Here is a 25027-nt window from a genome sequence, read left to right as displayed (position 1 = left end):
GGCTGCTAAAACTGGCTGAGGTTTGTGGGTAATCAGGAAGACTTTTTATAGTGATTCAATGTCACTCTCAAATTTTTGGAAGGGGAGCGCGAGAGAGAGGGGAGACCCTTCGGTAAAGGTTCTCCCCTCTCGCACAAGTCCTTACGCAAGAAGACTTTTTGCTATTTCATGAATTCCCGAAGCTCGATCACTTTCCAGCCCAGGGCCTGGATTTGCTTCTTGGCCTCAGGGCTGGCCATACCGCCCAGGCGCAGTTCCATGACCTTGCCGCCCACCTTTTTGCCGTCCTCGGTGAAGAAGCGCAGCAGATTGTCCGCCTGGGGCGTCCAGAGCAGATAATCCAGGGGGAAGAGCATCAGCCGGTTGCCGCGCGCCGTCTTGGCGGCAATGAACTGCCCCACGGCCTCGAAACGCTCCAGAGGCTCCACATTCAGGTGATAGTTGGCGTACATGCGGGCCATGCGCTGACGGAAGAAGGCCAGCCGCTCATCCGAGGTGGGAATGGCGAAATGGACGAACGCATCCCGGCCGGCCACGCCCTGCATGTCCGCCAGCGCTGCCACCAGCAGGCTTTGCTGCACGGGCGTGAAGGCCTCGTTTTTGATGAACATCTCGGTCATTTCCTTGGAGACGCCCATCTTTTCCAGCTTTTCCTTGTTGGCCCGGCGCATGTCTGCCGGGGGCATGGCCACGTCGATGTCCTTGAGGGTGCCCACGCCGCTCACGGCGCTCACGGCCAGACCCACGCCGCCGGGGATGGCCGCCTTGGCCGCGGTGGTGGTCAGGTTGGCCATAAAGCCGGCCTGGGCCAGCCGATCCAGGCGGGACTGCACGGCCTCGTTGGAGGTGTACGGGTCCACGCCAAAGGCCTTGGCGTATTCACGCTTGGCGCCGGCATAGCCGCTCACGCTGGCGGCCATATTGTCGTCGTACTTGCCGCCGCCGTTGCCGGCCAGCCGATCCCCGGCCCGCTGGAACATCTTGCCCACGCCGGAGAATGTCCCCGTGATGGTGCCCAGGGGATCGGTGATGGTGCCGGCGACGGTCCCCACCATGTCCTTACCGCCCTGCACCAGGGCATCGCCAAAGGCCTTGGAGCTGGAGAGCTTGTCCATGGCGTCCATGGCGTAGATTTCGTGAATGCGGATGAGCAGCTCAGCCGTGGACTCGGCCTTGAACTCGCCCAGGGGAGACTTGACGGTATAGATATTCAGGTAGCCATCGTTGTGCACCACCTCATCCACCGTATGCAACGGCCCCTTGCGGGTGGCCTCAGGCAACAACGCCGAAGCCTTGAGCGTGACCGGCATTTCAAAGGCCGATTTGGCCCCAGCCTGGGCGGCCATCAGCATCCCCATGCATACAGCCAGCGCGACCAGCAGATTCCATTGTTTCATACGCAACAACATGTTCCCCTCCCCAACACAGGTTGATGATGAATATCCTACTGTTTGATACGCCTTTCCCTGCGCCGTCTGCAATCATTATTCTTGGCCCGGCCTCACCCCCTGGCCCCAGGCGCGCCGGCTTTTGTCGATCTTCTTCACCACCGTCTTCCAGGCGTGTGTTGTGAGGAAGGATTGCTCCCAGCGCTCCAGCATGGTCTGGAACATGGCGAGGGGCACGGTGAAGGAGAGCTCGTCCGGCTTGAACCACGGCCGGGCCGAGGGGTCCCAGCCTCCAAGCACGGCCCTGGGCGTGCCCTGGGCCAGAAACTGCAGCGGCCAGGACACCAGATTGGTGCAGCCCGCGCCAAAAGGCGAGGCCACGGCGTGCGGATCCCCGGTGATGAACATCGCCAGTTGATGCAGCCCGCTCATGACCTCCGGCCGGGCGAAAAACTGCACCACCAGGGGCGTTTCATCGTCTCCGAACTGCGACAGCGGCTTGAACACAGCATGCGTGGCCGTGGCCGGCAGGGGGTCCACCGTCTCGAAAAATTCCCGGCAGCGCGCCGGTGAATCTATATATCTCTCGCCCTCCATAAACCCGGGGATACCCGTTGAGACATAATGGACAACGCCTTCCAGCTGCGGCTTGTTGAACCCCAGGAAAAAGGCCCCGCCCAGGCAGCCGAACTGCTCGCGGGACACTGCCGCCGCCCCGCCCTGCACCCGTGCCCGCCAGACATATTTGAGGACGCAGGAAAAATTCTTGTTGATGGCCCCCCAGTCCGCCCGCTGCTCCATCTCGTCCTGCCGGCTGGGCAGCACACAGGGAACGGCCATGAGCGCGTCCGGCGGCGGGGTGTCGGTGTAGTGAAAGCCGAAGGGCTCTTCATCGTAGCCCAGGGCCTGGCACAGGGCCTGGGTGCGTGTGGTGTCCATCATGTCTTCTCCTGGCGGTGGTCGAGGTGCGGGAAAACGGCAACAATGCAATGGGGGAAATTATACCATGGCCGCGTGCAGGCCGCCATCACTCCCGGACCAAGGCGCCGCATTGACGCCCGCCCTGCACCGCGCTAGCGTCCGTCGCATGTACACGGAACATACCGGGCGCGCGCTTCGCCGTCTGATCATCAATGCCGACGACTTTGGCCACTTCCACTGCGTTTCCCAGGGGATCCTGGACTGCATCCACGCCGAGGCGGTCACGGCCACGGGGGTCATGGCCTGCGGCCCGGCCTTCGAGGCCATGGCGCCGGCCCTGCGCGGGCATCCCGACATCGACGCCGGCGTGCACCTGACCCTGACCTATGGCCAGCCCCTCTCCCCGGCCCTGCGCCGGCTGTATCCCGATGGCTTCCCCGGCAAGGGCCGGCTGCTGCAGGATCTCCTGCGCCGTCGCCTGCCCCTGGCCGCCGTGCGCGAGGAATGGATGGTGCAGATTGAGCGCTGCCGTGACGCAGGGCTGCAGCCGGTCTTTCTCAACGGGCACGAGCATGTCCACCTGCTGCCACCCCTGTGGCGGCTGGCGGTGGACCTCGCCGCGCGGTGGAACATCCCCTTTGTGCGAGAACCCGGCCCCGGACCGGGCAAGGCGCGGGTGCTGCGCTGGATGCATCTGCCCAACCGGCTCGCCCGGCGTCGGCCGGCAGCATCTTCCCCGGCCATGCTCGGCGGCGCGTGCAGCGGCCGCATGACCCTGGCCGCCCTGGAGCAATCCCTGCACGCCATGCCCGTCGGCAGCACGGCCGAATGGATGTGCCACCCCGGCCGAGACGACCCCGCCGAACTCCGGGACCCACACCTGCGCGCCTTCCATGACTGGGACGGTGAACGCGCCGCCTTGTGCGGTCCGGCCTTCCGAGAGGTGCTGGCGCGCCACGGCGTGCAGCTTGTCCGCTTCCGGGATCTGATGTAATTTCAACCCCGTTCGTTCCCCCGCGTCTCCTGGAGGAGGCCATGCCCAGCAAGTCTGCCGTGTGTGAAGTGTCCGTCGTCCTGCCTGCCCACAACGAAGCTCGGGGCATCGGCCGGGCGGTACAGGTGCTGTCGTCCATCCTGGAAGGCGTCGCCGCATCCCATGAAATCATCGTGGTGGACGACGGTTCCAGGGACCAGACCTTCGAGACCGCCGCCGCCCTGTGCGCGCACAATCCACAGCTCAGGGTCCTTTCCCTGTCACGCAACTTCGGCAAGGAGGCCGCCCTGCTGGCCGGGCTGACGGCCGCCTCGGGCCGGGCAGTCATCACCATGGATGCCGACCTGCAGCACCCGCCGGCGCTCATTCCCGTGTTTCTGACCCACTGGCGCAACGGCGCCAAGGTGGTGCACGGCGTCAAGGAGGACCGCCAGACAGACAGCCTGCCCCAGCGCCTGCGCGCTCGCGTGTTCAATGCCCTGCTGACGCGCCTGGGCGGCTTCAACTGCTCCAACTGCTCAGACTACAAGCTGCTGGACCGCGAGGTGGTGGACATCCTGACCACCCGCATGCCCGAGCGCAACCGCCTGTACCGTGGCCTGGCCAGCTGGGTCGGGTTTCGTCAGGAATTTGTGGGCTTTGTGGTGGCAGAACGCCTGGACGGCGCCAGCAGTTTCAGCCTCAAGGCCCTCATGGCCCTGGCCACCACGGCCCTGGTGAGCTTTTCCACCATCCCCTTGCGCATCGTCACGTTTCTGGGCGCGCTGACGCTGTTGCTGGGCGTGGGGGTGGCTGGGGAGGCCTTCTGGAGCTGGAGCCACGACCGGGCCGTGAGCGGCTTCATGACGCTGATCATGACCCTGCTGATCATCGGCTCCTGCATCATGATCAGCCTGGGAATCATCGGCGAATACGTGGGGCGCATCTATGAGGAACTCAAGGCCCGGCCCGTGTTTCTGGTGGAGCGCCGCGCCGGCTTTGAGGAATGAGGAAAGCACGCTCGGGGGAAACCCTTTCTGGAGAAAGGGTTTCCCCCGAACCCCCTTCCCAAAGACTTTTTATCGTAATTCCAGGATATCATTACCGTTTTCACAACGACCTTTCTCAAGAATAGAAAGCCCCTCCGTGCATTCCCCGCGGCTCCAGAGCCAGGACGGATCGTGTCGTCTTCCACACCCCAATGCGGAGTGTCACGTGACTAGAAAAAAATTATATCACTTGATTGCACTTGTGGCTGCATTGTTCTGGCTTGGCTCCCTGCCTTTTCTTTCGACACCATGGTTTACTGTTATTTTTTTCCCATTTGCCATGCAGTTTGGCTTGCTTGATGCTTTCTCGGAAAAATATGCCGACGTCTCATCCGTTGCACGATGCCTCAATTGGCTCTCAAGCTTCTCCGACATGAGCGCATTCAATTTTCCAAAAATTCCATCGGGATTGTTCATCGTGTGCATTGGTGGAACCATTATGACCGTAAAACTCATCGAGCATTTCTTCCAGCGGGTCGGCTTTGATTTGCCCCTGGCCATCGCGGCAGTGGCGGCCGTCGCCTGGGTGGGGGTGGTGTATCGGCTGCTCGATTGGGGATTGACGCTGGAGGAATAGCGAGACCGGCTGGCTACGCGCAGGCAGGCGCGCCCATCCTGCCCATTCCCCGCGGCACCAGGGCCAGGATGGATCGTCTCGTATTCCACATCCCAATGCGGAGTGTCGCGTGACCAGAAACAGGATCTATGATGGCATCGCGTGGTGTACATTCATCCCCTGGTCTGCTGCAGTTTTCTTGCCAAAGCCCTGGGGATTTGTACTGCTTGCAACATGCGCCATGCAGTTTGGCTTGCTGCTGGTGCATTCCGAACGCTATGCGGACGCATCCAGGCTGGCGAATTTTTCCTACAAGTGCACTGCTTTTTTGTCCATAGGGCTCTGGAAATCGCCGCATGTCGCCCATGGTTGGCTTGCGGTGGGCATTGGGATATTCCTGCTCACCAGTACGTGCATCGAGCACTTCTTCCAGCGGGTCGGCTTCGATGTGCCCCTGGCCATCGCGGCAGTGGCGGCCGTCGCCTGGGTGGGGGTGGTGTATCGGCTGCTCGACTGGGGATTGACGCTGGAGGAGTAGCGAAACCGGCTGGATACGCGCAGGCAGGCGCGCCCCAGAGCATTGTAATATTGAAAGATGATATTGCGAGAGGGGAAACCTTTTGCAAAAGGTTCTCCCCTNCTCCCCTTCCAAAACGTTCATGGTGACCGTGCATCACAATAAAAAGTCGTTGGAAAGGGGGCCAGCTCTTGAAGGGCGGAAGACCCTTTCTTGAGAAAGGTGTTCCCCCGAGAATTCCTTTCAACGATACCTTGCCCTACCTGCGCATTCCCCGGGGCACCAGGGCCAGGACGGATTCCGGCAACTGCTTGGAGCGCATAAAGTTGTGCAGCCGGGCCAGGGCGGTTTCCGTGAGTTCCGCGCCCTTGGGCATGATGTGTGCGCCATCCTCGGCACGCAGGGCTTCGTCCAGCACCATGCCTTCGGCCAACTCGGCCAGGGCCACTTCCCGGCGCAGGTAGGCTTCTTCCTGGGCCTCGTTGCCGGCCAGCACGTCCAGCAGGCTCGGGTCGTACACGCCGCCCATGTTGCGCATGCGCTCCAGGGCCTGGGGCTTGTTCAGGCGCTGCTGCACCAGGGCATCGTAATCCAGGCTGATCTTGAGCAGCCGCGCTTCCAGCAACATTTCCGGCATTTCGGAAAACACGCCGTTCTGCTGGCGGATGATTTCCGCCACGCGGCCCATGCGCGGAATGTTCATGAGCAGGGTGGCGGCCACCTCGGGATGCCTGTCGTAGACCTCGCGCTCCTCGGGCGTCAGCTCCTCGCCGGCGTTGACCTTTTCCAGCAGGCTGTCCGGCAGGGAGACGCAGCCCAGCTGGCTGAGCATGGCCGCCAGTTCCAGCTGCAGCAGGTTCTTGAGCTGCACCCGTTCCCCCAGGAACACGGCCAGCCGCTTGACCCGTTCGCTGCGGCCAAAGGCCACGGGTTTGACCAGGGACAGGACGTCCGTAAGAATCTTGATGGACCCGCGCACCGTGCCCTTGAGCAGCTCCTTTTCGGCCACCACCAGGGCATACTGATGGGTGGCGGCCTCCAGGGCGGCCTGCAGCACGTCCTGGGCGCAGGGTTTGGTCAGAAAGCGGAAGATGTGCCCCTGGTTCACGGCGGCGATGGCGGCATCCAGATCCGCATACCCGGTGAGCATCATCCGCACCGAATCCGGGGACAGCTCGTTGACCTTGGACAGGAACTGGATGCCGTCCATGCCCGGCATTTTGAGATCCGAAACCACCACGGCGAACGGCCCTTCCAGCCGGAGCTGCTTGAGCCCCTCTTCTGGCCCGGCCGCCACGGTGACGGCATAGAGCTTGCGCAAGGAGACCTTGAACGATTCGAGGATGTTGACTTCGTCATCCACAAACAGAATCTTGTGTTTCATCGGGCTTGCTCGCTCTGGGTTAGGGCGTTGCACGCCTCCCGCCAGGCGGGGATGCGCGCCAGCAGGGACCGCGCCGCCAGGGACCGGGTATCCAGAAACTCCGGTCGCACATCATCGGGGTTCCGGATGAGGCCCCGTTCCATCATGTCAAAAAAATTCGCCACATGCACGGCCAGGGCCGGGGTGAATTGCAGGGCGTCCGCCTCGTCCGATTCGCCGGCAGCTTCCTGTTCGCCGGCCAGATGATGGTGCCACTGCACGGCGGTGAAAATCTCCGTGGGCAGGCCCCACACGCCCAGCAGCCCCCCGCCGGCCTCGGCATGGTCCACCCCGAAAATGGCCTTTTCCGCCTGAAAACAGGGCTGCGCCTCCTCTGCCTGCAGGCGGAGGACTTCCGGATAGATTTCCGGGAAGTTGCTGGCAAAAATCACCTTGCCGATGTCATGCAGCAGCCCGGCCACAAAGCAGATGCCCGCCTGCTGCTGGTTGGCGCCCTCGGCCTTGGCGATGGCCTTGGCATACTGCCCCACCTGCAGCCCGTGCCGCCACAAGGGCCGGATGACGCCGGCCAGGGGTGAACCCTCCGGCACCAGGGAAAACAGATGGACTCCCAGGGCCAGGCCGCGCAGGGTTTCCGTGCCCAGATAGGCCACGGCCTGGGAGGGGCTGGTGATGTGCTTGAACAGGCCGAAGAATGCGGAATTGACCACCTTGAGCACCGAAGCGGACAGGGCCGGATCCTGCTCCACGATCCGGCCGATCTTGATCAGGGACGGTTCGGGCAGCGCCAACTCCAGGTTGAGCGCCGTGAGCACGGCAGGCAGGGTCTGCAAGGATTCCACGGCCAGCAAAATGCGCCGCATCTCCTCGCGTTGCAGCAGGTCGCCCAGCCGGGCAGCACGACTCAGGGTCTCCCTGAGTGCGGCAGGGGAACAGGGCTTCGACAAAAACTGATGCGCCGGCCTGACGGACTGCAAATTCGACTCGTACTCCGAGTAGCCGGACAGAATGACACGCACTGCCGCCGGGTGCTGTTCCTGCACACGACGCAACAACGCCACGCCGTCCATGCCGGGCATGCGGATATCCGTAATCACCACATCCACTGCCTGCTGTTCCAGCTGGTGCAAGGCCTCCTCGGCATTGGCGGCATAGATCCCCGTCCATTCCCGCCGCAGGCTATGCATGGTCAGGCGCATGCCTTCCAGCACGCCAGGATCGTCATCTACAAACAATACTGTGCGTCGGGTCACGCGCGCGCTCCCTTGGCGGCGCTCCCCTGCTCGGGCTGCAGGAAGGGAAGCCGGATGACGAACAGCGTCCCCTTGCCCGGCGAGGAGTCCACCAGAATGACACCGTGGTGCTTGTTGACCACGATGTCGTGGGCGATGGCCAGGCCTTGGCCAGTGCCTTTGCCAACTTCCTTGGTGGTGAAAAAGGGGTCGAAAATACGGGTCATGTGCTCGGGCTTGATGCCACAGCCGTTGTCCTGAATGTGCACCACGGCGTAGTCGCCGTCCTTGGCCGTGGCAATGCGGATGCGCCCTTTGGCGCTTCCCTTCCCGCCCTCCTGCTCAAGACGGCTCTGGATGGCGTGGGCCGCATTGACCACCATGTTCAGGAACACCTGGTTCATGTCTCCCGGCAGGCAGACCACCAGGGGCAACTCCTGATCAAAGGACGTTTCCACCTCGGCGGCGTATTTCCACTCGTTCTTGGCCACCACCAGGGTGTTTTCCAGGGCCTTGTTCAGGTCCACGGGCTTCATCTCCTCCCCGCCCACATGGGAGAAATTCTTCATGGCCAGCACAATGCGGCTTACCCGCTGCACGCCGTCCAGGGCGCGGTCGCAGGCGCGGGGCAGCTCGACATTGAGAAACGGCAGATCCACGTCTTCCTTGAAGTCCCGCACCAGGTGCACGGCTTTCTGCACCTCGGACGTCTGCGGCAGCTGCTCCTCCAGGACTTCATAGGCGGCCAGCACCTCCTGCAGATCATTGATGGCGTCCTTGATGAACTCCACGGAATCGCTCACGTACTGAATGGGGGTATTGATCTCGTGGGCCACGCCTGCGGCCAGCAGCCCCACGGATTCCAGCCGCTGTGCCATGCTCAGCTGGCGTTCGAGCTTTTTTTGTTCAGTGATGTCGATGAAGGCCTGCACCACCAGCTCGCGGCCCTCAAGTTCGGCGTGGAACAGCCGGCGGGAGACGGGCGTCACCACGTCGCCCTTGCCCATGAGCAGGCCCTCCTCCAGCCCCTCGGCAGCATAAAGATCCGGGCAGATGACGTTTTCCGCACGGTCCCCTGTTTTGAACAGCAGGCCGGAATCCAGGCATGGCAGGCTCTGCAGGCTGTGGCGCTGGATGTTGAGCATGGCCAGGGCGCGGTTGTTGGCGTCGATGGTCCGCCCCTCTTCCGGATCGAAAACCAGCACGCCGACTCCCACCTGTTCCAGGAGCGTTTCCAGAAATGCCTGCCGGGCCTCCAGCGAGGCATCCGCGCAGGTTTCGGATTCGGCAGGGAGGGGCTCAGGGGAGGAGCTGTGCTGATCGGTCATGAATCACGCCCTGTGCGTATTGCACACCTGATGTGTATTGTTTTTCTCAATGCAACCAGGGTAGAAATTCCCTCCGCCAGGGTCAAGGAAAATCTCTGCTCACACCAGACCGCTGTCGCTCAGTTCACGTTTGACGTATGCATAATAGATGGGCGCCGCAATGAGCCCCGGCACGCCGAAGGCCGCCTCCATGAACAGCATGGCCCCCAGCAGCTCCCAGATCTGCGCCTGGATTTGCGAGCCCACGATGCGCGCGTTGAGAAAATATTCCAGCTTGTGGATGACCACCAGATACACCAGCGAGCCCGCCGCCACGTAAAACGAGACGCTGAGGCTGACCACGAAAATCACCGTGTTGGAGATGATGTTGCCGATGACCGGCAGCAGCCCCGCCAGAAAGGTGATGGCCACCATGGTGGCTGCAAAGGGCAGGTGCACCCCCAGCAGCGGCAGCACCACCACCAGATAGACGGCCGTAAGCACCGTGTTGATGGCTGAGATACGCAACTGGGCGAACACCACGGAGTGGAAGGCATCGCTCAGGCGGCGGGTGCGCTCCTGCAGGGCCGCGGCCAACGGGCGCTGGCTGGCCGTGCTGGTGACATTGGTCAATGAAATGATGGCCCCCAGGACCATGCCGATGATGATGTGCACAAGCGCAATACCCACGCCTTTGCCGGCGGTCTGCAGCATCCCGCCATGCTCGCGCAGCATATCCAGCACGCCCTTGTACAGCTCGTCGATGTTGGCGGGAAACCGTTCCAGCGCCCACCCGGGCAGCCTGGCGCGGGCCATCTCCAACGCCTCGGCCATTTTCCGCAAGAGCAGCGGCACATCGGCCGCATACGTCTGCATCTGAAACATGGCCCACCAGATAAACAGCCCAAGCACCGTGACAATAATGGCTGCCAATACTGCAATAACAATGAGCTTGGCGCGCTTGTCGTTGATGCGTGGAATGTGCAGCAACGAAGAAAGCATGATCACGAGTTCATACACGAACAACGCAGAGAGCAGCACCGAGATCAGATGCAGCGGAAAAAGCAGGAACAACAACAGCCCTACAATAATCCATGAGGCGATCAGGTAGGGAGACAGTGGCCTGAGGAGAGATTCCGCCATGATAACGCCCCGCAACGCCGGCGCATCCCGGCGGTGATTGCAGTACAACGCGGCATCATGCCGCGTGCTTTTCCAGGCGCGGAATAGAGCACAGCTGCTTGCAGTTGTACAGGGCCGACACCTGCCGCGCCGGACAACACAACGCCCCGACAGCACTGGGCCACCGGGGCGTTGGAGTGACAGACCCTCGCAATTCTATCAGTCCTACCAGTCGAGGGTGGCCTTCCACTCGGCGGCCAGCGCCTCCACAGGCTCGCACAGCAAATCCTGGGCCTCGCGGCAGATGCACAGCGTCGGCTCGGCCGCCACTTCCCCGATGCAGGCACAGTGCTGCCCGGCGAACAGGGCCTCGAAGCGCGCTGCATCCTCCGGCCGCACCGTGACCAGCAGCCGGCTGGCGGATTCGCTGTACAGCAACTGCACGGGATCCAGCTCGCCGGCAGCGGGCACGGCGTCCAGATCCATCCGCAGCCCCAGGCGGCCGCCGATGCACATTTCGGCCGCAGCCACGGCCAGACCACCGTCGGAGCAGTCGTGACAGGCCGTCACCAGCCGTTCCTGCATGGCCTGGTGCAGGGTGACATAACGCCGGCGGGCAGCCAGGGCATCCACCTGGGGCACATGGCGGAAGGGCACATTCAGGGCGTCGGCCAGTTCGCTGCCGCCCAGTTCCGGCCGGGTCAGCCCCAGGAGATACACGCGCTCGCCGGGGCGCTTGAAATCGCTGGTCACGGCCAGACGCACATCATCCATGCGGCCAAGGATGGTGAACAGCAGTGTGGGCGGGATGGAGATTTTGGAGGCCCCGCCGGTGTAGTCGTTCTTCATGGAATCCTTGCCGGAAATCAGCGGAATTCCATACGCGAAGCAATACTGCGCCAGGGCCTGATTGGCCCGCACCAGCTGGGCCAGCTTGTGGCGGCCGTCGGGGGTCTTGTCGGACTGGACGGGATCGCACCAGCAGAAGTTGTCCACCCCGGCCAGGGAGTCCGGGTCCGCACCCACGGCCACGGCGTTGCGCACGGCTTCGTCGATGGCGTTGGCGGTCATCCAGTAGGTGTCCAGATCGCTGAACTTGGGGCAGATGCCGTGGCTGAGGACCAGCCCTTCCATGCGGCCCAGCACCGGGCGCATCACGGCGGCGTCCGCAGGACCGTCGCACATGGCGCCCACCAGGGGCTTGACCACGCTGCCGCCCTTGACCTCGTGGTCGTACTGACGGACCACGTATTCCTTGGAGCAGATGTTCAGGCGGCCAAGCATGTCCTTGAGCAACTGCCCGTGCTCGTGGCCGGGCAGGGCCAGCACTTCGCCTTCGTCCACCCGGGCGGCGTCCCCGGCCGGGCCTTCCCAGACGGCGCGCAGCTGCAGCTGGGGGCAGCCGTCGTGCAGAAACTCCAGGGGCAGCAGGGCCACGGGCTTTTGCCCATAGACCACGTGGAAGAAGCCGGAATCCGTGTACGTGCCCAGGGCCGTGGCTTCCACGTCCATTTCCCTGGCCAGGGCCAGGAAGGCATCCAGATTCGCCGGGGGCACGGCCAGGGTCATGCGCTCCTGGGCCTCGGAGATGAGGATTTCCCAGGGCGCAAGGCCGTCGTACTTCAGGGGGGCCTTGGCGAGATCCAGCAGCGCGCCGCCCGTGTCCTGGCACATCTCGCCCACCGAGGACGAAAGGCCGCCGGCGCCGTTGTCGGTGATGGCGTTGTACAGGCCCATGTCTCGGGCGCGCATCAAAAAGTCGTAGCATTTGCGTTGGGTGATGGGATCGCCGATCTGTACGGCCGTGGCCGGGGAGCCTTCGTGCAGCTCCTCGGACGAGAAGGTCGCGCCGTGGATGCCGTCCTTGCCGATGCGCCCGCCGACCATGACGATGGCATCGCCCACCAGGGCCTGCTTTTCGTGGCTGGGCTTGCCCTGGATGGTGCGCGGCATCATGCCCACGGTGCCGCAGTACACCAGCGGCTTGCCCAGGAAGCGTTCGTGAAAGACGATGGAGCCGTTGATGGTGGGCACGCCGCTCTTGTTGCCGCCGTGTTCCACGCCCTCGCGCACGCCCTCCAGCACCCGGCGGGGATGCAGCAGCCGGGGCGGCAGCTCGCCCTCAAAGAAGGGGGAGGCGAAGCAGAAGACGTCCATGTTGGCCACCATCTCCGCGCCCAGCCCGGTGCCCATGGGATCCCGGTTCACGCCCACAATGCCCGTGAGCGCGCCGCCGTAGGGGTCCAGGGCCGAGGGGGAGTTGTGCGTCTCCACCTTGATGCACAGGTTGGTCTCGTCGGTGAAGGCCACCACGCCGGCGTTGTCCTTGAACACGCTCAGGCAGTAGTCCTTGTTGCCCCTGGCCTTGCGCAGGCGGGCGGTGGTGTTCTGGATGAAGGTCTTGTACAGGGAATCGATTTCCAGCGCCGAGCCATTGGCCTTGTTCTCATAGGAGATTCTGGCGCTGAAGATCTTGTGCTTGCAGTGCTCGCTCCAGGTCTGGGCCAGACACTCCAGCTCGGCGTCGGTGGGATCGGCGGGCAAGCCCTGCCCGGCGCGGTGCGTCTGCACGGCGGGATCCTGAAAAAAAGCCTTGATGGTCTGCATTTCTTCCAGGGAAAGCGCCAGGACGTTTTCCCGGCTGCAGGCCAGCAGGGCGGCATCATCCATGGCAGACAGGGGGACGATGTTGACGGCGTCGGACGCCGCGCCCAGCACCCGGGCGGCCCGGGCCGGAAAGCCCGGCTCGGCGGCCCACTCCGCGGCGCTCTTGAGCTGCACGCGCTGAATGAGTTCGTTGGCCAGAAGATTGTCTGCAATGGCCTGGACCTGCTCGCGGGTCAGCGCGCCGGCAAGGCGATACTGCAGGGCGGTGTACACGGCCGGCGGCGTGACCAGACCCAGGGTCAGGGCAATGGAGGCCGCGGCGGTGCGGCCCTCGTTGTCCGTCACACCGGGCTTGAAGCCCACTTCCAGCGCCCAGTCAAAGACGCCGGGGGCTGCGCCGGCGCAGGCGTCCTGCAGCACGGGATCATGCAGCACCGCGCCATCCAGCACGCGGGCGATGGCCGCCGCGTCCAGACCCTCCACGGTGTAGACGCGCACCACGCGCACGTCGGCCACCTCGAAGCCGAGCACCTCACGGATGCGGGCATCGGTCTTGCGTCCCAGGGGATCGGCCAAATGCGGCCGCACCGCCACTTCCACACGGGTCAGGCGCGCTGCGTCGGACATGGATGTTGCAACTCCTTGCAAGAAAGGGAAGGAACTTCGCCGGCGGCTCAGCGTTCGCGGGCCACCACATAAGCCACGGCTTCCAGCAGCATGTCCTTTTCCCGGCCGGCGGGAAAGGCGTCCAGGGCCGCGGCGGCAGTGCGGATGTATTCCCGGGCCGCGTCTCTGGTTTTCTGGGCGCCGCCGCAGGCGGCCACCCTCTGGACAAACGGCGCGAACAACGGAGCCAGCTGCTCCGGCGCATCGCCCTGCCTGAGCCGGGCCATGAGGCCGGCCAGGACCTCTTTTTCCGCCGCCGGGGCCTGCTCCAGATAAAACAGCAGGGGCATGGTGACCTTGCCTTCCAGCAGGTCCGCACCCACGGGCTTGCCGGCTTTTTCCCGCGTGGCGTCGTAATCCAGGGCGTCATCCACCAGCTGGAAGGCGATGCCCAGATCCAGCCCGTAGCGGGCCGCCGCGGCCTCCTGGACCGGTGTGGCCCCGGCGGCGATGGCCCCGCACTGGCAGGCCGCCTGGAGCAGCCAGGCGGTTTTTCCGGTGATGATTTCCAAATAGTCCGCCAAGGTGAGGTTGATGTTCCCCACCTGGGCGATCTCCTGGACCTCCCCCGTGGCCGTGGCCATGATGGATTTGGAGATGCACACCGCGAGGCGGGCATCACCCGCATCGGCCATCAGCCGGTTGCCCAGGGCCAGGAGCACATCCCCGGCCAGGATGGTGGGCGCGAGGCCGAAAAGCGTGTGCGCTGCGGGCCGGCCCCTGCGCAGGACGGCGCCATCCAGGATGTCGTCATGCAGCAGCGTGGCCGAGTGCAGATATTCCAGGGAACAGGCCAGGGGATACAGGGCGTCGTCGTCACGGCCCAGGCTCCGGGCGGTGAGCAGCAGCAGCAAGGGCCGGAGCCGCTTGCCGCCGGCGGCAAGCACGTGCTCGGCCACCGGCCGGACCAGGGGATTGAGATCCGCAAGCAGCCGATCCAGCACCGCGTTGATGCGTGGCTGTTCGGCCTGCAGGTATTGAAGAAGGGCGTGCATGGCCGTCTCCTAACTGCAAAGCGGCCCAAGCGCAAGCCGCCGCACGCTACAGCCGCCAGTAGCTGAAGCCTGCCTGCCGCCAGACAGTGGGCTCGAACAGGGCCCGCAAGTCCAGCAGCAACGCCTTGTGCGGATCCGAAAGCATGCCGCGCACCGTCTCCGGCGTCAACGAGGCGAATACCTGATGCGGCACGGCCACGATCACGGCGTCCAGATCCTGGAAGTCCTCCAGGCCGCAGAGCGTCAGCCCGTATTCCTCGTGGGCCTCCTCGGCATCGCATACCGGATCGTGCACCAGCACGGTGACGGCGTATTCCTCCAGCTCCCGCACCACATCAATGACCCGGGTGTTGCGCAGATCCGGCACGTTTTCCTTGAACGTGAAGCCCAGCACGCCCACCCGCGCCCCCTGGGTGCGGCCGCCGCCCTGAAAGAGCTTCTTGATGCACGTTTCCGCCACGTATTTGCCCATGAAATCGTTGATGCGCCGCCCGGCCAGGATCACCTGCGGATGGAACCCCAGGGATTCGGCCTTGAAGGTCAGGTAGTACGGGTCCACGCCGATGCAGTGCCCCCCCACCAGACCGGGGGTGAAGCGGATGAAGTTCCATTTGGTGGCTGCGGCCTGCAGCACCTCCAGCGTATCAATGCCCATGCGATCGAACAGGATGGACAATTCGTTCATCAGGGCGATGTTCAGGTCGCGCTGGGTGTTTTCGATCACCTTGGCCGCCTCGGCCACCTTGATGGACGACGCCCGATGCACCCCGGCGGTGATGACCGCGCCATACAGCTGACAGAGCAGATCCGCCGTGGCGTCGTCCTGTCCGGCCACCACCTTGACGATGGTCTCCAGGGTATGGACTTTGTCACCAGGATTGATGCGTTCCGGCGAATAGCCCACCCAGAAATCCGCGCCGCAGGTCAGGCCGGAGTGTTCCTCCAGCAGCGGGACACAGACTTCCTCGGTCAACCCGGGATACACCGTGGATTCATAGCAGATCACCGCGCCCTTGCGCATGTGCCTGCCCACGGTGATGCTCGCGCCGCGCACGGGGCGCAGGTCCGGGCTGCGGTGGTCATCGATGGGCGTGGGCACGGCCACAATGATGACGCCCGCGGCGGCAAGGTCTTCGGGATTATGGGAATAGTCGATGGAGACGGCCTGCAGGCAGGCGTCCTCCACCTCGCCGGTGCGGTCGTGCCCCTGGCGCAGCTCCTGCACACGGGTGGCGTTGATGTCGAAGCCGATCACCCGGAACTGCCGGGCCAGGGCCACAGCCAGGGGCAGGCCCACATAGCCCAGCCCCACCACCGCCACGGGAACGCTGCGATCCTGCAGCGCGGAAAAAGCATACATCATGTGAGGTAATCCTTGTTGCACTGGACAGCCGGCCCAGGCCCCGGTATGTCCCGGGCATGGCACTTGATCTGCACACCCTCGGCCAGGCTGCCGGCCTGGCCTTGCTCATGGAAGGCGTGGTCTATTTTCTGTTTGCCGACCGCATGCCCGCCACGCTGCGCCAGCTGGCAGCACTGCCGCCCCGCTGGCTGCGGATACTGGGCGGCGGGGCCATGCTGCTAGGGCTGGCGCTGGTGTTCCTCTTCAAACATTCATAATGCTGTCGGGCGATTGCCACAGCCTCTTCAAGGCTTCGGCGCCACGCCCACGTGCACATAGGCAATGCCGCAGGTGAGCTTTTGCCAGTGCACGTCCACAAACCCCGCAGCCTCCAGCTCCCGGCCCAGGGAGGGTGCGTCCGGAAAGCGCTCAATGGTCTCAGCCAGATAGCGGTAGGCTTCCGGATCGCCGGAAAAAATTCTGCCCATGGCCGGCAGGATGCGGCGCAGGTACACATTGTACAGCCCGCGCAGGATCCGCGTGCGGCCAGACCCGAACTCCAGGATGCAGAACCGCCCGCCCGGCACAAGCACCCGGCGGATCTCCGCATAGGCGGCGTCCCGCGGGACGATGTTGCGGATGCCGAAGGCGATGGTCACCGCGGCCACGCTGGCGTCGGCCAGGGGCAGCACCCGCCCGTCGGCCACGCCGGGGAGCATGCGGTCGCGGTCTTCCCGGCTGATCTTGCCCAGCCCTTTGCGCAGCATGGGAGCGGCGATGTCCAGGGCAGCCACCCGGGCCGTGGGAGACCGGCGCAGGATGCCGGCTGTCACGTCCAGGGTGCCGGCAGCCAGATCGAGCACGATGACCGGCCGGCCATCCTGCCAGGCCGGGGCCGCGGCATTGAGGAGCTGGCGTCGCCACCAGATATCCACCCCGCCGCTCAGAAAATGATTCAGAAAATCGTACCAGCCGGCAATGCGCCCGAACATGGCGCTCACGGCGCGGCGGTGCGCATCCGGTGTGAGTGATGTTGTCATGGGATCACGTCAGGAGCGGGCGCGGTCCTCGTCGGACGCGTCCGATTGTCCGGAAGGCGGCGCAGCCTCGCAGCCTCCGGAAATGGTATGCAGAATTTTGGTGTAGATGGCCGGAAACACCTCGCCCAGATTCGCCGGAGAAACGCGGCCCACCTCGATGAACTTGACCACGATTTCCTTGGTCACCTGCAAGGCTTCCTTGTGCAGCTTGTCCACGTGCTTCACCATGCGCGCCACGCTACTGGGCGGCCGAACGTCCCCGCAAAAAAAAGCCCGGCCGGGTGGGGAAATGGCTTAGACCGACATGGACTAGCGCACCGGACGGGAAAAAAAGGAAGAAACCGGGAAGCCCCTCCCTTTTTTTCGGCTGGTAGCACGGCCGCACTGGAAAGTCGAGCCGCACCAGGGCATGCCTGCGGATTCCGAAACAATGGCGTTACACTGGGGAACCCCTTGCGAAAAAGCGTCTCCCCTCTCGCGCGCTCCCCTTCCAAAACTTGGATAGTGACCTTGAATCACAANGGAAGAACCTTTCCTCAGAAATGTTTTCCCCCGAGAACTTCTTTCAAAGATACCTTGCCCTAACTGCCCGCGTCTTCCTCGTCCTCCTGGGTCATGGCCAGCAGCTCCTCCCGGATGACCCGGGCCGCGGCCAGGGGGGTCAGGCGCTCCAGTTCCTGCAGCAGATCGGCCTTGAATCCCGCCATGGACTGGGCGTCCACAAACCGGCCAGCCAGCATGCCCTCCACCCGGCTGGAGAAGTCTTGCGCAAAATCCGCCAGCCGCGATTCCAGGAGCAGCTCCACCTGGGCTGCCACCTGGGCCGCCACCTGCTGCGCCATCTGCTCTTCCAGTCGCGCCGCAAGACGGGCCTCGGCCTGGGCGAGGATGCGGGCCTCCAGGTCCTGGCTCTCCTGCCGCGCCTGGGCCTGCACGGCATCCAGCCTGCGTTCCAGGGCCGTCTGCATGGCCTGCATGCCCGCCGAATCCGCCTCCGACATGGCAGCCGTCTGCTGTTCAAGTTCCTTGTGCGATGCCGCCAGGGCCTCCAGCTGCTGCGCCGTGCGCTGGGTCTCGGCCTTGGCAGACTCCCGCACGCCGGCGAGCTTGGCTTCCAGGCGTCGGGAGAAGGCGCTTTCCTCGGCCAGGGCCTCCTGCAGCCGCTGTTCAAACGTGTGGGGCGCACTGGTCGCGAACTGACGCAGGGCCGCTTCGAGGCTGTCGGTCCGGCGGGTCAGGGCCTCGACCTGCTCGCTGTGCGCGGCCTGCAGCTCCTGGCCAATCTGCGCCAGACGCGTCACATCCTCCTGCAGACGTTCCTGCTGCTGATCCACGGCCTCCAGCAGGCCGGACTGGGCGGCCAGCTGCTCGCGCAATTCATGCTGCGTGCGGGTACCGGATTCCGCCATGCCGTACAGGGCATCCAGGGACTGCGCCCCGGACTGGATCGACGCCACCTGCTCTCCCACCACCCCCTTGAGCGCGGCCAATTCCTCTTCCAGGCTGCGAATGGTCGTGCCGCGTTCCTCCAGCCGGCCATCCACCTGCTCCACCAGGGAGGCGGAAAGCCGGACCATCTCCTGGGCCAGGGCGGTGGTTTCCTGGGACGACTCCTCCACCATGATTCGCACGGCGTCCAGGGAGCCGGCCTGCTCCTCGCGCTGGGTGGCGGCGGCCTGACGCACTGCTTCCAGTTCCGCAGTCAGGCGGGTCAATTCCTCCATGACAGGCTGGCGGCCCAGGGCCAGACGCTCCACGTCGCTCCTGACGGTCTCCACGGCCTCTTCCGCAGTTCGCTGCGCTGCGGCGAGTCTGGTTTCCACCAACCCGACGACGGCGGCCCGCTCTCGTTGGAGTTCGTGCGTCATGTCCTCGCGCAGCCCGGACAGGGACTGCTGCAGGGCGGCGTCCGCCTGGGCAATCTGCTCCGCCTGATCGGCCTGGGCGCTCTGGACTGCCTGGACGGTCTGGGCGATCTGCGCCACCTGGGCGGCCTGGGCAGCCGCGTCGGCGATGCGCTTTTCAATGATGTCCACATAGGCGGAAAGCGTTGCGAGCTTGCCGTCCACGCGAGTGACGGCATTGTCTTCGGCCGCGGCGCTGGCCTGCCGGATATCCTCCTGCACGGATTCCCGCAGCATCCCCACCGCACCGGCAAGGGAGTCCAGGCGTACATCAAGCTGCGCAAGCTGGTCCGGCACCTCGCTGGACTGCACGGCGTGCAGTTCCTGCCCCAGCGTGTCCAGACGGCGGGCCAGGGCGTCCACCGCCTCCTGCGAGGCCAGGGACATTGTGCGTGCATCCAGCTGCTGCGTCAGATCCGCCACGGCCGCCTGCAGCTGCCCGGTCTGGGCCACCGCCTGGGCCGCCTCGCCCGTGGCCGTCTCGACGCGCTGCAGGTCCTGCCCCAGGGAAGCGGCCAGGGACTCCAACGATTCCAGGGACGCCTTGAGGTGGGACACCTCGTCCTGACCGACGGCCGGAGGCTGGGCCGCATGCGCGGCGGCCTGGGATTCCAGCGCATCCAAACGGATGGCCACGCCCTCCAATGCCTCCTGCAGCCCTGGGGGCAGGATGGCCGGATCGGGCAGACTGGCTTGCAATTCCAGGAGATGCTCGCCCGCCCCGGCAAGGCCGGACTCCAGGGACGCCAGCCGGGTGTGGATTGCCGACAGCGCCTCCTCGGAGACCGCCGGAAGCGGCGCAGCCGGTGGTGCAGGCGGGGCAACGGGCGTCAGGGTCGCCGCGCCGGCCACAGCCATGGCGGCCACACCGGGCAAATCGAGGGCCGGCGAAGACTCGTCCGCCGTCACGGGCGATGCAGGGGGTTCGGCATCAGGCGTCGCGGGCGGTGCGGGCGGTGCGGGCGGCGCTGGCGGTGTGGCGGCTGCCGGCGCGAGTTCCGGCCCCGGCTCCGGCTCGTCAAAGGCCAGGGCGTCCTGCATGGCCTGGACGACCTCGGGGGAGGCATCCAAGGACAGCGTGCCGCCGGTCAATCCTGCGGTGGCCAGGGCCTCGATGTCCAGGGCTTCGGCGGCATCGCTGTCATCGCCAGTCCCGGCGGGGGGTGCGATGTCGGCCAGCACGGCAAAGTCGGGGAAGTCGGCCTGATCGACCTGATCGACCTGATCGGCCTGATCGGCCTGATCGGCTTGATCGGGCAGCTCTGCCGGCGCCTCGGCGGCTTCCTGCACCAGGGCTTCCAGCTCATCGTACAGGCCGGCCGCAGCGCTGTCCGGGGCGGGCCCATGTTCGGCGAGTTGCGTCAGGGAGTCCAGATCATCCAGCACTTCCAGATCATCCGGGGAATCCAGGTCATCCAGGATCTGGATCTCTTCCAGCTCGTCCAGCTCGTCCAGCTCATCCAGTTCGCCCAGTTCACCCAGTCCGCCCAGTTCACCCAGTCCGCCCAGGGCCTCCAGATTGCTCTGGGATTCTGGCTGCCCTGGCTCCTGCCGGGGCGCAGCTTCCGGAACCGGCAGCATGTCTTCCTCGTCGAGCTCCAGCACGTCTTCGTCCAGCAGAAATTCCGGCGGCCCCTCGCCGGCCTGACCGGCCGGGCCTTCGAAGTCGAGGTCCTGCAGCAGGCTGTCCAGGCCGGCGGCATCAATGCTGCCGGCAAGGCGATGCTCCGAGTCCGGCGCGGCCTCGCCTTCGAGGGGGGCCAGATCGTCCAGCACGGCCAGGTCGTTGAGCTCGTCCAGATCGCCCAGGGCGTCCAGGCCATCCAGCCCGCTCAGGGTCTGCAGGTGGTCCAGGGGTTCCAGGTCTCCCAGGCCATGCATGACGCCGGCCCCGGGAGCAAGGGTGTCGTCCATGGAGATGGCGTCCAGGCGTTCTTCCGGCCCGGCCTGCTCAAGGTCATGCGCCTCAACGTCGCCCACCAGATCGTCCAGATCGGCGATGTCGTCGTCTTCTTCCTTGCTGAAGGCGTCTTCCTCGCGCCCGCCGATCATGGCGGAGGCGGCGAGGTCGAGGGTGAATTCGTCCTCGTCGAAGTCCTTGAGCTGCTCTGCTCCGTCTTCGAGGGGCGATGCGGCGGGAACGTCGTGGCGGACGAGGGTGGTTTTTTCGAGTTCGTCCAGATCCGCCAGCCCGTCCAGTCCGTCCAGGTCATCCAAATCGGGCAGATCGGCGCGAAAATGGTCGCTCATGGTCTGCGAGAGCGGGCCGCCGGGGCGCGCGGCCGAGGGTGGGGCATCGCCGCCGAAGAGGTCGTCGTCGCCCAGACCCAGATCTCCCAGGCCCAGATCGCCCAGCGCCAGATCAAAATCGTCCTGTTCCTGCCCTGGCGGTGGCCCGGCCGCCTGTCTGGCTGCCGGCGCCGCTGCGGGCAAAGGCCGCGACGCCTCGCCCATGCCGGGCAGCTCGCGGTCTGCCGTTTCGGAGAACAGGTCGTCGAGCTCCTTGGCAAAGTCCATATCCCCGCCAAGGCCGTCCAGGGGCACGCCGGTGATGGCGGCCAGGTCGTCATCCATGCCGACACCAAACCGGCCGTCCATGGGCACGCCAGTCACGGCCAGCAGATCGTCCTGCCCGAAGTCTTCGGCCAGTTCGGTCAATTCGAAGATGTCTGCATCATCCATGGGATCGGACTGTCGCCGGGCAGCCATACGTCACCTTCGCAGAACAGGTTGCAGGGGGACGACGTTTCTTGCGTCGCACGCGAAGCTTCTTGCACCAGGACCGCGCATGGCATGACGCTCTGCACAGCGTCTGCATTGAAGCACATTTCCACACGCAAGGCAAGAAAAAGGGGGGAAAACATAACGGAATCAACGTCTTTGCGAAGATTCCCCCACGCGGTACTTGTCCATATACCCGCGCGGCGTCAGCAATCTGCCCCCGGCGATGCGTGTCTGCGAATTGCCCACCACAACAATGGAGAGCATATCCGCCTGTTCCCACGGCATTTCTCCGAGCGTGGACACCATGACGGCCTGGTCCGGGCGATAGGCCTGCCGCACCAGCCCGGCCGGCCGCGTTGGCCCCGTGCAGGCGGCGATGCGCTCCAGCGCCCGCCCGAGCTGCCAGTCCCGGTGCGTGGATCGCGGGTTGTACAGCACGATGACGAAATCCCCGGCCGCGGCGTGTTCCAACCGGCGTTCGATGACCTCCCAGGGCGTGAGCAAATCCGACAGGCTGATGACCGCGAAATCGTGCATCAGGGGCGCGCCCAGCAGGGCCGCGGCCGCTGCCAGGGCCGGCACGCCGGGGACAATCTCCACGGGCACGCGGTCCAGCAGCCCCTGTTCTTCCAGCAGCTCCAGCACCAGGCCGGCCATGCCGTAGACGCCGGCGTCGCCGCTGCTGACCACGGCCGTGGGGGTTCCTTCAAGCGCCGCCTGGATGGCGTGCTGGCAGCGCTGCATCTCTCCGCGCATGCCCGTGGACATGACGCGTTTGCGGGCGCGAAGCTCGTCGGGAATCAGCCCGATGTACCGCGTGTAGCCCACCAGCAGCTCGGCGGCCTCCAGGGCGGCCAAGGCCTGCGGGGTGCACAGGGCAGCATCGCCCGGGCCAAGGCCCACGACGGTCAACAGGGCGGGAACGGATGTATGATGTTCGGACATGAGGACCTCAAGGCCACGGCGCAGGTCATGCCCGGGCCAATCTGTTTGGGGACGATCAGCGAGGAGGCGTCAGCCAGCCGCACGGCCGCGGCCTCGGCCACGGACGGCACACCCATGCGCGCCAGCACCACGGCGGACGGCGTGGGCACCGGCACCCCGGCCAGATCCGCCGCCGGGTAAAATACCGCCGGCACGCCCAGGGCCTCGGCCAGACGCAGGATGCCGGGCTCGTCGGCCTTGGCCTCGATGCTGGCCAGCCCCAGCAGGCTCTGCGCAGCCAGCCCATGCCGGGCCAACACCTCGCGCACGAAGGATTCCAGCGCCGTTGCCGGCACCCCGCGCCGGCACCCCACCCCCAGCGCCAGCACCGGAGGATGCGCCACCACCGCCCTGCCCTGCGACGTTTCGCCGCAAAATCCGGGCGTGCGCCAGTCCACCAGCAGCACGGGGCCGGACCAGGCCGCGGCCGTGTCCGGCGTCAGGCGTTCGAGGCAGTCTGCCACCACATCGAGGCAGCCCAGGGGATCCAGCACCCCCAGCCGTTCGCCGCGCACCAGGGCGGCCATGAGCGGCGTCAGGGAGGCATGGCCCGCCGGAATGATCCCGCGTTCCGCCAACAGCACATCCAGGGCCGGCAACCCGGCCGTGTCCGAGGCGGTGGTGATGACCGCCTGCCCGCCGGTGCAGGCCGCCACGCGCCGGGCCAGGGCATTGGCTCCGCCCAGATGGCCGGACAGCAGGCTGACGACGAACCGGCCGTCCTGATCCGCCACCACCACGGCCGGATCCACCTGTTTGGAGACCAGCAGCGGCGCAATCGCCCGCACCACGATGCCCGCGGCGCACAGGCAGACGTGCCCGTCATACCCGTCATACCCGTCGTGGCCCTCGTAGCCGGACCAGGCCGCAGCGAGGGCATCAGCAAACCGGGTGAACCGGAACTCGCGGACGCCCTCGCCCGCATGGGCAGGCTCGTCAGGGATGTGCCGATGCAGATGCAGATCCGCATCCAGGACGCCGGCCAGCACCCTGCCCAGGGCCGCCCCCCGGGGGGTCAACGCCCAGACGGCCAGCCTGCTCAGAAGGTCACCTTCCTGGCAGCGTCCAGGGTGTTGGCGAAGTCTTCCTCAGTGTGGGCAAAGCTGACCATGGCGCACTCGAAGCCCGACGGCGCCAGATAGATGCCCTGCTCGCGCATCTGGGTGTAGAAGCTGGCGTAGCGGTCGCGGTCGGCAGTTTTGGCGCTGTCGTAGTCCGTGACCGGGCAGTCGGTGAAGAACAGGGTGAACATGGAGGCGAAGACATTGCACGTCACCGCCACGCCCTTGGCGCGCAGGATGTCGGCCAGCTCGCCGGCAAAGGCGGCGGTGCGGGCCTCCAGGGCGGCGTAGTCGCTGGCGGCCAGGGCGGCCAGGGTGGCCAGACCCGCGGCCATGGCCACGGGGTTTCCGGACAGCGTGCCGGCCTGGTACACGTCGCCGCAGGGGGCGATGCGTTCCATGTACTGCCGCTTGCCGCCGTAGGCGCCCACGGGGAGGCCGCCGCCGATGATCTTGCCCAGGGTGGTCAGATCCGGTTCGATGCCGAAGCGGGTCTGCGCCCCGCCGAAGGCCACGCGCAGGCCGGTGATGACCTCGTCGAAGATCAGCAACGCGCCGTTGGCGGTGCACAGGTCGCGCAGGCCCTGCAGGAATCCCGGCGCAGGCGGCACCAGCCCCATGTTGCCGGCCACGGGCTCCACGATGACGCAGGCGATCTGCCCGGCATGGGCGGCAAAGCAGGCGGCCGTGGCGTCCAGATTGTTGTAGGGCACCACGATGGTGTCCGCGGCCGTGCTGGGGGGCACGCCGGGGGTGCCGGGAATGCCCAGGGTGGCCACGCCGGAGCCGGCGGCAGCCAGGAAGGCATCGGCATGACCATGGTAGCAGCCGTCAAACTTGATGACCTTGGCCCGCCCGGTCACGCCCCGGGCCAGGCGCAGGGCGCTCATGGTGGCTTCGGTGCCGGAGGAGACCATGCGCACCAGGTCCATGGCGGGGAACATCTGCGTCAGTGTTTCCGCCAGCAGCACTTCGGCTTCGCAGGGTGCGCCGTAGCTTGCGCCCTTCTTCACGGCGGCCACCACCGCGGCCTCCACGGCCGGGTGGCAGTGGCCCAACAGCATGGGACCCCAGCTCATGACGAAGTCGATGCACTCCTGCCCGTCCACGGTGCGCAGTTTGGAGCCATATCCTTCAGCGATGAACAACGGATCTGCCTTGACGGAGAGACAGGCCCGGACCGGGGAATTGACCCCGCCGGGAATGACCTTGCGGGCGCGTTCAAAGAGCTCCCGGGACGTGTGCATGGATTTCA

The 25027-nt window shown here is 65.4% G+C and carries 20 protein-coding genes; 5 read left to right on the top strand and 15 right to left on the bottom strand.

Annotated elements, in window-relative coordinates; translation table 11 throughout:
* Window positions 1–161: 161 nt before the first annotated feature.
* Both DGI_RS06670 and DGI_RS06665 read right to left on the bottom strand, forming a co-directional pair.
* Window positions 162–1409, bottom strand: coding sequence for a hypothetical protein (locus DGI_RS06670; RefSeq protein WP_021760056.1), 1248 nt, complete (start codon window positions 1407–1409; stop codon window positions 162–164).
* 75 nt (window positions 1410–1484) lie between these two features.
* Entirely contained in the window at window positions 1485–2330 is an 846-nt protein-coding gene (locus DGI_RS06665; protein ID WP_027193037.1) for a DUF169 domain-containing protein, read from the bottom strand.
* Between the two features lie 145 nt (window positions 2331–2475).
* Between DGI_RS06665 and DGI_RS06660 the strand changes: the two genes are divergently transcribed.
* The 4 genes from DGI_RS06660 (at window position 2476) to DGI_RS06650 (ending at window position 5425) form a co-directional block, all read left to right on the top strand.
* Window positions 2476–3303 carry a carbohydrate deacetylase gene (locus tag DGI_RS06660; RefSeq protein WP_021760054.1) on the top strand — a complete coding sequence of 276 codons (828 nt, stop codon included), beginning with the start codon at window positions 2476–2478 and terminating at the stop codon, window positions 3301–3303.
* A gap of 41 nt (window positions 3304–3344) precedes the next feature.
* A complete protein-coding gene (locus tag DGI_RS06655) occupies window positions 3345–4292 on the top strand; it encodes a glycosyltransferase family 2 protein (RefSeq protein WP_021760053.1) in 948 nt (315 codons plus the stop codon).
* 205 nt (window positions 4293–4497) lie between these two features.
* On the top strand, window positions 4498–4908 hold the full coding sequence (locus tag DGI_RS18335) for a hypothetical protein (protein WP_144284135.1): 411 nt from the start codon (window positions 4498–4500) through the stop codon (window positions 4906–4908).
* Window positions 4909–5128: 220 nt separating this feature from the next.
* A complete protein-coding gene (locus tag DGI_RS06650; protein WP_021760051.1) occupies window positions 5129–5425 on the top strand; it encodes a hypothetical protein in 297 nt (98 codons plus the stop codon).
* A gap of 238 nt (window positions 5426–5663) precedes the next feature.
* On the opposite strand, the gene DGI_RS06645 is transcribed toward DGI_RS06650, so the two are convergent.
* From DGI_RS06645 to DGI_RS06615, 7 genes are all read right to left on the bottom strand, one after another.
* On the bottom strand, window positions 5664–6788 hold the full coding sequence (locus DGI_RS06645; RefSeq protein ID WP_021760050.1) for an HD domain-containing phosphohydrolase: 1125 nt from the start codon (window positions 6786–6788) through the stop codon (window positions 5664–5666).
* Window positions 6785–8041: a response regulator gene (locus DGI_RS06640; RefSeq protein ID WP_021760049.1), complete on the bottom strand. Its 1257-nt coding sequence runs from the start codon at window positions 8039–8041 to the stop codon at window positions 6785–6787. The genes DGI_RS06645 and DGI_RS06640 overlap by 4 nt, the downstream gene beginning before the upstream one ends.
* A complete protein-coding gene (locus DGI_RS06635; protein WP_021760048.1) occupies window positions 8038–9348 on the bottom strand; it encodes a sensor histidine kinase in 1311 nt (436 codons plus the stop codon). Before DGI_RS06635 ends, DGI_RS06640 begins: the two co-directional genes overlap by 4 nt.
* A 99-nt stretch (window positions 9349–9447) precedes the next feature.
* Window positions 9448–10470, bottom strand: a complete 1023-nt coding sequence (locus DGI_RS06630; protein ID WP_027193038.1) for an AI-2E family transporter — start codon at window positions 10468–10470, stop codon at window positions 9448–9450.
* A gap of 204 nt (window positions 10471–10674) precedes the next feature.
* On the bottom strand, window positions 10675–13683 hold the full coding sequence (locus tag DGI_RS06625; RefSeq protein WP_021760046.1) for an AIR synthase-related protein: 3009 nt from the start codon (window positions 13681–13683) through the stop codon (window positions 10675–10677).
* Between the two features lie 47 nt (window positions 13684–13730).
* Window positions 13731–14717 carry a polyprenyl synthetase family protein gene (locus DGI_RS06620; protein WP_021760045.1) on the bottom strand — a complete coding sequence of 329 codons (987 nt, stop codon included), beginning with the start codon at window positions 14715–14717 and terminating at the stop codon, window positions 13731–13733.
* A gap of 46 nt (window positions 14718–14763) precedes the next feature.
* Window positions 14764–16077, bottom strand: a complete 1314-nt coding sequence (locus DGI_RS06615) for a nucleotide sugar dehydrogenase (protein WP_051286459.1) — start codon at window positions 16075–16077, stop codon at window positions 14764–14766.
* Window positions 16078–16136: 59 nt separating this feature from the next.
* Between DGI_RS06615 and DGI_RS06610 the strand changes: the two genes are divergently transcribed.
* Window positions 16137–16337, top strand: coding sequence for a DUF2065 domain-containing protein (locus tag DGI_RS06610; RefSeq protein ID WP_021760043.1), 201 nt, complete (start codon window positions 16137–16139; stop codon window positions 16335–16337).
* A 27-nt stretch (window positions 16338–16364) separates the two neighbouring features.
* Here the strand turns inward: DGI_RS06610 and DGI_RS06605 are convergent, their stop codons facing one another.
* The 6 genes from DGI_RS06605 to hemL all read right to left on the bottom strand — a co-directional run bounded on the left by DGI_RS06605 (window position 16365) and on the right by hemL (window position 25019).
* Window positions 16365–17099, bottom strand: coding sequence for a ubiquinone/menaquinone biosynthesis methyltransferase (locus DGI_RS06605; protein ID WP_021760042.1), 735 nt, complete (start codon window positions 17097–17099; stop codon window positions 16365–16367).
* Window positions 17100–17108: 9 nt separating this feature from the next.
* Entirely contained in the window at window positions 17109–17327 is a 219-nt protein-coding gene (locus tag DGI_RS06600) for a hypothetical protein (protein ID WP_144284134.1), read from the bottom strand.
* A gap of 353 nt (window positions 17328–17680) precedes the next feature.
* Complete coding sequence (locus DGI_RS17060; protein ID WP_021760040.1) at window positions 17681–21712, bottom strand: coiled-coil domain-containing protein; 4032 nt, start codon at window positions 21710–21712, stop codon at window positions 17681–17683.
* A gap of 162 nt (window positions 21713–21874) precedes the next feature.
* Window positions 21875–22672, bottom strand: coding sequence for a precorrin-3B C(17)-methyltransferase (gene cobJ, locus DGI_RS06590; RefSeq protein ID WP_021760039.1), 798 nt, complete (start codon window positions 22670–22672; stop codon window positions 21875–21877).
* Window positions 22636–23730 (bottom strand): cobalt-precorrin 5A hydrolase, encoded by a 1095-nt coding sequence (locus tag DGI_RS06585; protein WP_021760038.1) that lies wholly within the window; start codon window positions 23728–23730, stop codon window positions 22636–22638. The genes cobJ and DGI_RS06585 overlap by 37 nt, the downstream gene beginning before the upstream one ends.
* Before the next feature lie 20 nt (window positions 23731–23750).
* On the bottom strand, window positions 23751–25019 hold the full coding sequence (hemL, locus tag DGI_RS06580) for a glutamate-1-semialdehyde 2,1-aminomutase (protein WP_021760037.1): 1269 nt from the start codon (window positions 25017–25019) through the stop codon (window positions 23751–23753).
* Window positions 25020–25027: the final 8 nt, after the last annotated feature.

The sequence above is a fragment of the Megalodesulfovibrio gigas DSM 1382 = ATCC 19364 genome (genome assembly GCF_000468495.1).
Taxonomy (GTDB): Bacteria; Desulfobacterota; Desulfovibrionia; order Desulfovibrionales; family Desulfovibrionaceae; genus Megalodesulfovibrio; species Megalodesulfovibrio gigas.
This window is presented reverse-complemented; position numbering and strand designations above follow the sequence as displayed.

Excerpts from the sequence above, each read along its gene's own strand:
- DGI_RS06670 (WP_021760056.1), bottom strand. The coding sequence starts at position 1,409 with ATGTTGTTGCGTATGAAACAATGGAATCTGCTGGTCGCGCTGGCTGTA.
- DGI_RS06665 (WP_027193037.1), bottom strand. The coding sequence starts at position 2,330 with ATGATGGACACCACACGCACCCAGGCCCTGTGCCAGGCCCTGGGCTAC.
- DGI_RS06660 (WP_021760054.1), top strand. The coding sequence starts at position 2,476 with ATGTACACGGAACATACCGGGCGCGCGCTTCGCCGTCTGATCATCAAT.
- DGI_RS06655 (WP_021760053.1), top strand. The coding sequence starts at position 3,345 with ATGCCCAGCAAGTCTGCCGTGTGTGAAGTGTCCGTCGTCCTGCCTGCC.
- DGI_RS06650 (WP_021760051.1), top strand. The coding sequence starts at position 5,129 with ATGCAGTTTGGCTTGCTGCTGGTGCATTCCGAACGCTATGCGGACGCA.
- DGI_RS06645 (WP_021760050.1), bottom strand. The coding sequence starts at position 6,788 with ATGAAACACAAGATTCTGTTTGTGGATGACGAAGTCAACATCCTCGAA.
- DGI_RS06635 (WP_021760048.1), bottom strand. The coding sequence starts at position 9,348 with ATGACCGATCAGCACAGCTCCTCCCCTGAGCCCCTCCCTGCCGAATCC.
- DGI_RS06630 (WP_027193038.1), bottom strand. The coding sequence starts at position 10,470 with ATGGCGGAATCTCTCCTCAGGCCACTGTCTCCCTACCTGATCGCCTCA.
- DGI_RS06625 (WP_021760046.1), bottom strand. The coding sequence starts at position 13,683 with ATGTCCGACGCAGCGCGCCTGACCCGTGTGGAAGTGGCGGTGCGGCCG.
- DGI_RS06620 (WP_021760045.1), bottom strand. The coding sequence starts at position 14,717 with ATGCACGCCCTTCTTCAATACCTGCAGGCCGAACAGCCACGCATCAAC.
- DGI_RS06615 (WP_051286459.1), bottom strand. The coding sequence starts at position 16,077 with ATGTATGCTTTTTCCGCGCTGCAGGATCGCAGCGTTCCCGTGGCGGTG.
- DGI_RS06610 (WP_021760043.1), top strand. The coding sequence starts at position 16,137 with ATGGCACTTGATCTGCACACCCTCGGCCAGGCTGCCGGCCTGGCCTTG.
- DGI_RS06605 (WP_021760042.1), bottom strand. The coding sequence starts at position 17,099 with ATGACAACATCACTCACACCGGATGCGCACCGCCGCGCCGTGAGCGCC.
- DGI_RS06600 (WP_144284134.1), bottom strand. The coding sequence starts at position 17,327 with ATGGTGAAGCACGTGGACAAGCTGCACAAGGAAGCCTTGCAGGTGACC.
- DGI_RS17060 (WP_021760040.1), bottom strand. The coding sequence starts at position 21,712 with ATGGCTGCCCGGCGACAGTCCGATCCCATGGATGATGCAGACATCTTC.
- cobJ (WP_021760039.1), bottom strand. The coding sequence starts at position 22,672 with ATGTCCGAACATCATACATCCGTTCCCGCCCTGTTGACCGTCGTGGGC.
- hemL (WP_021760037.1), bottom strand. The coding sequence starts at position 25,019 with ATGCACACGTCCCGGGAGCTCTTTGAACGCGCCCGCAAGGTCATTCCC.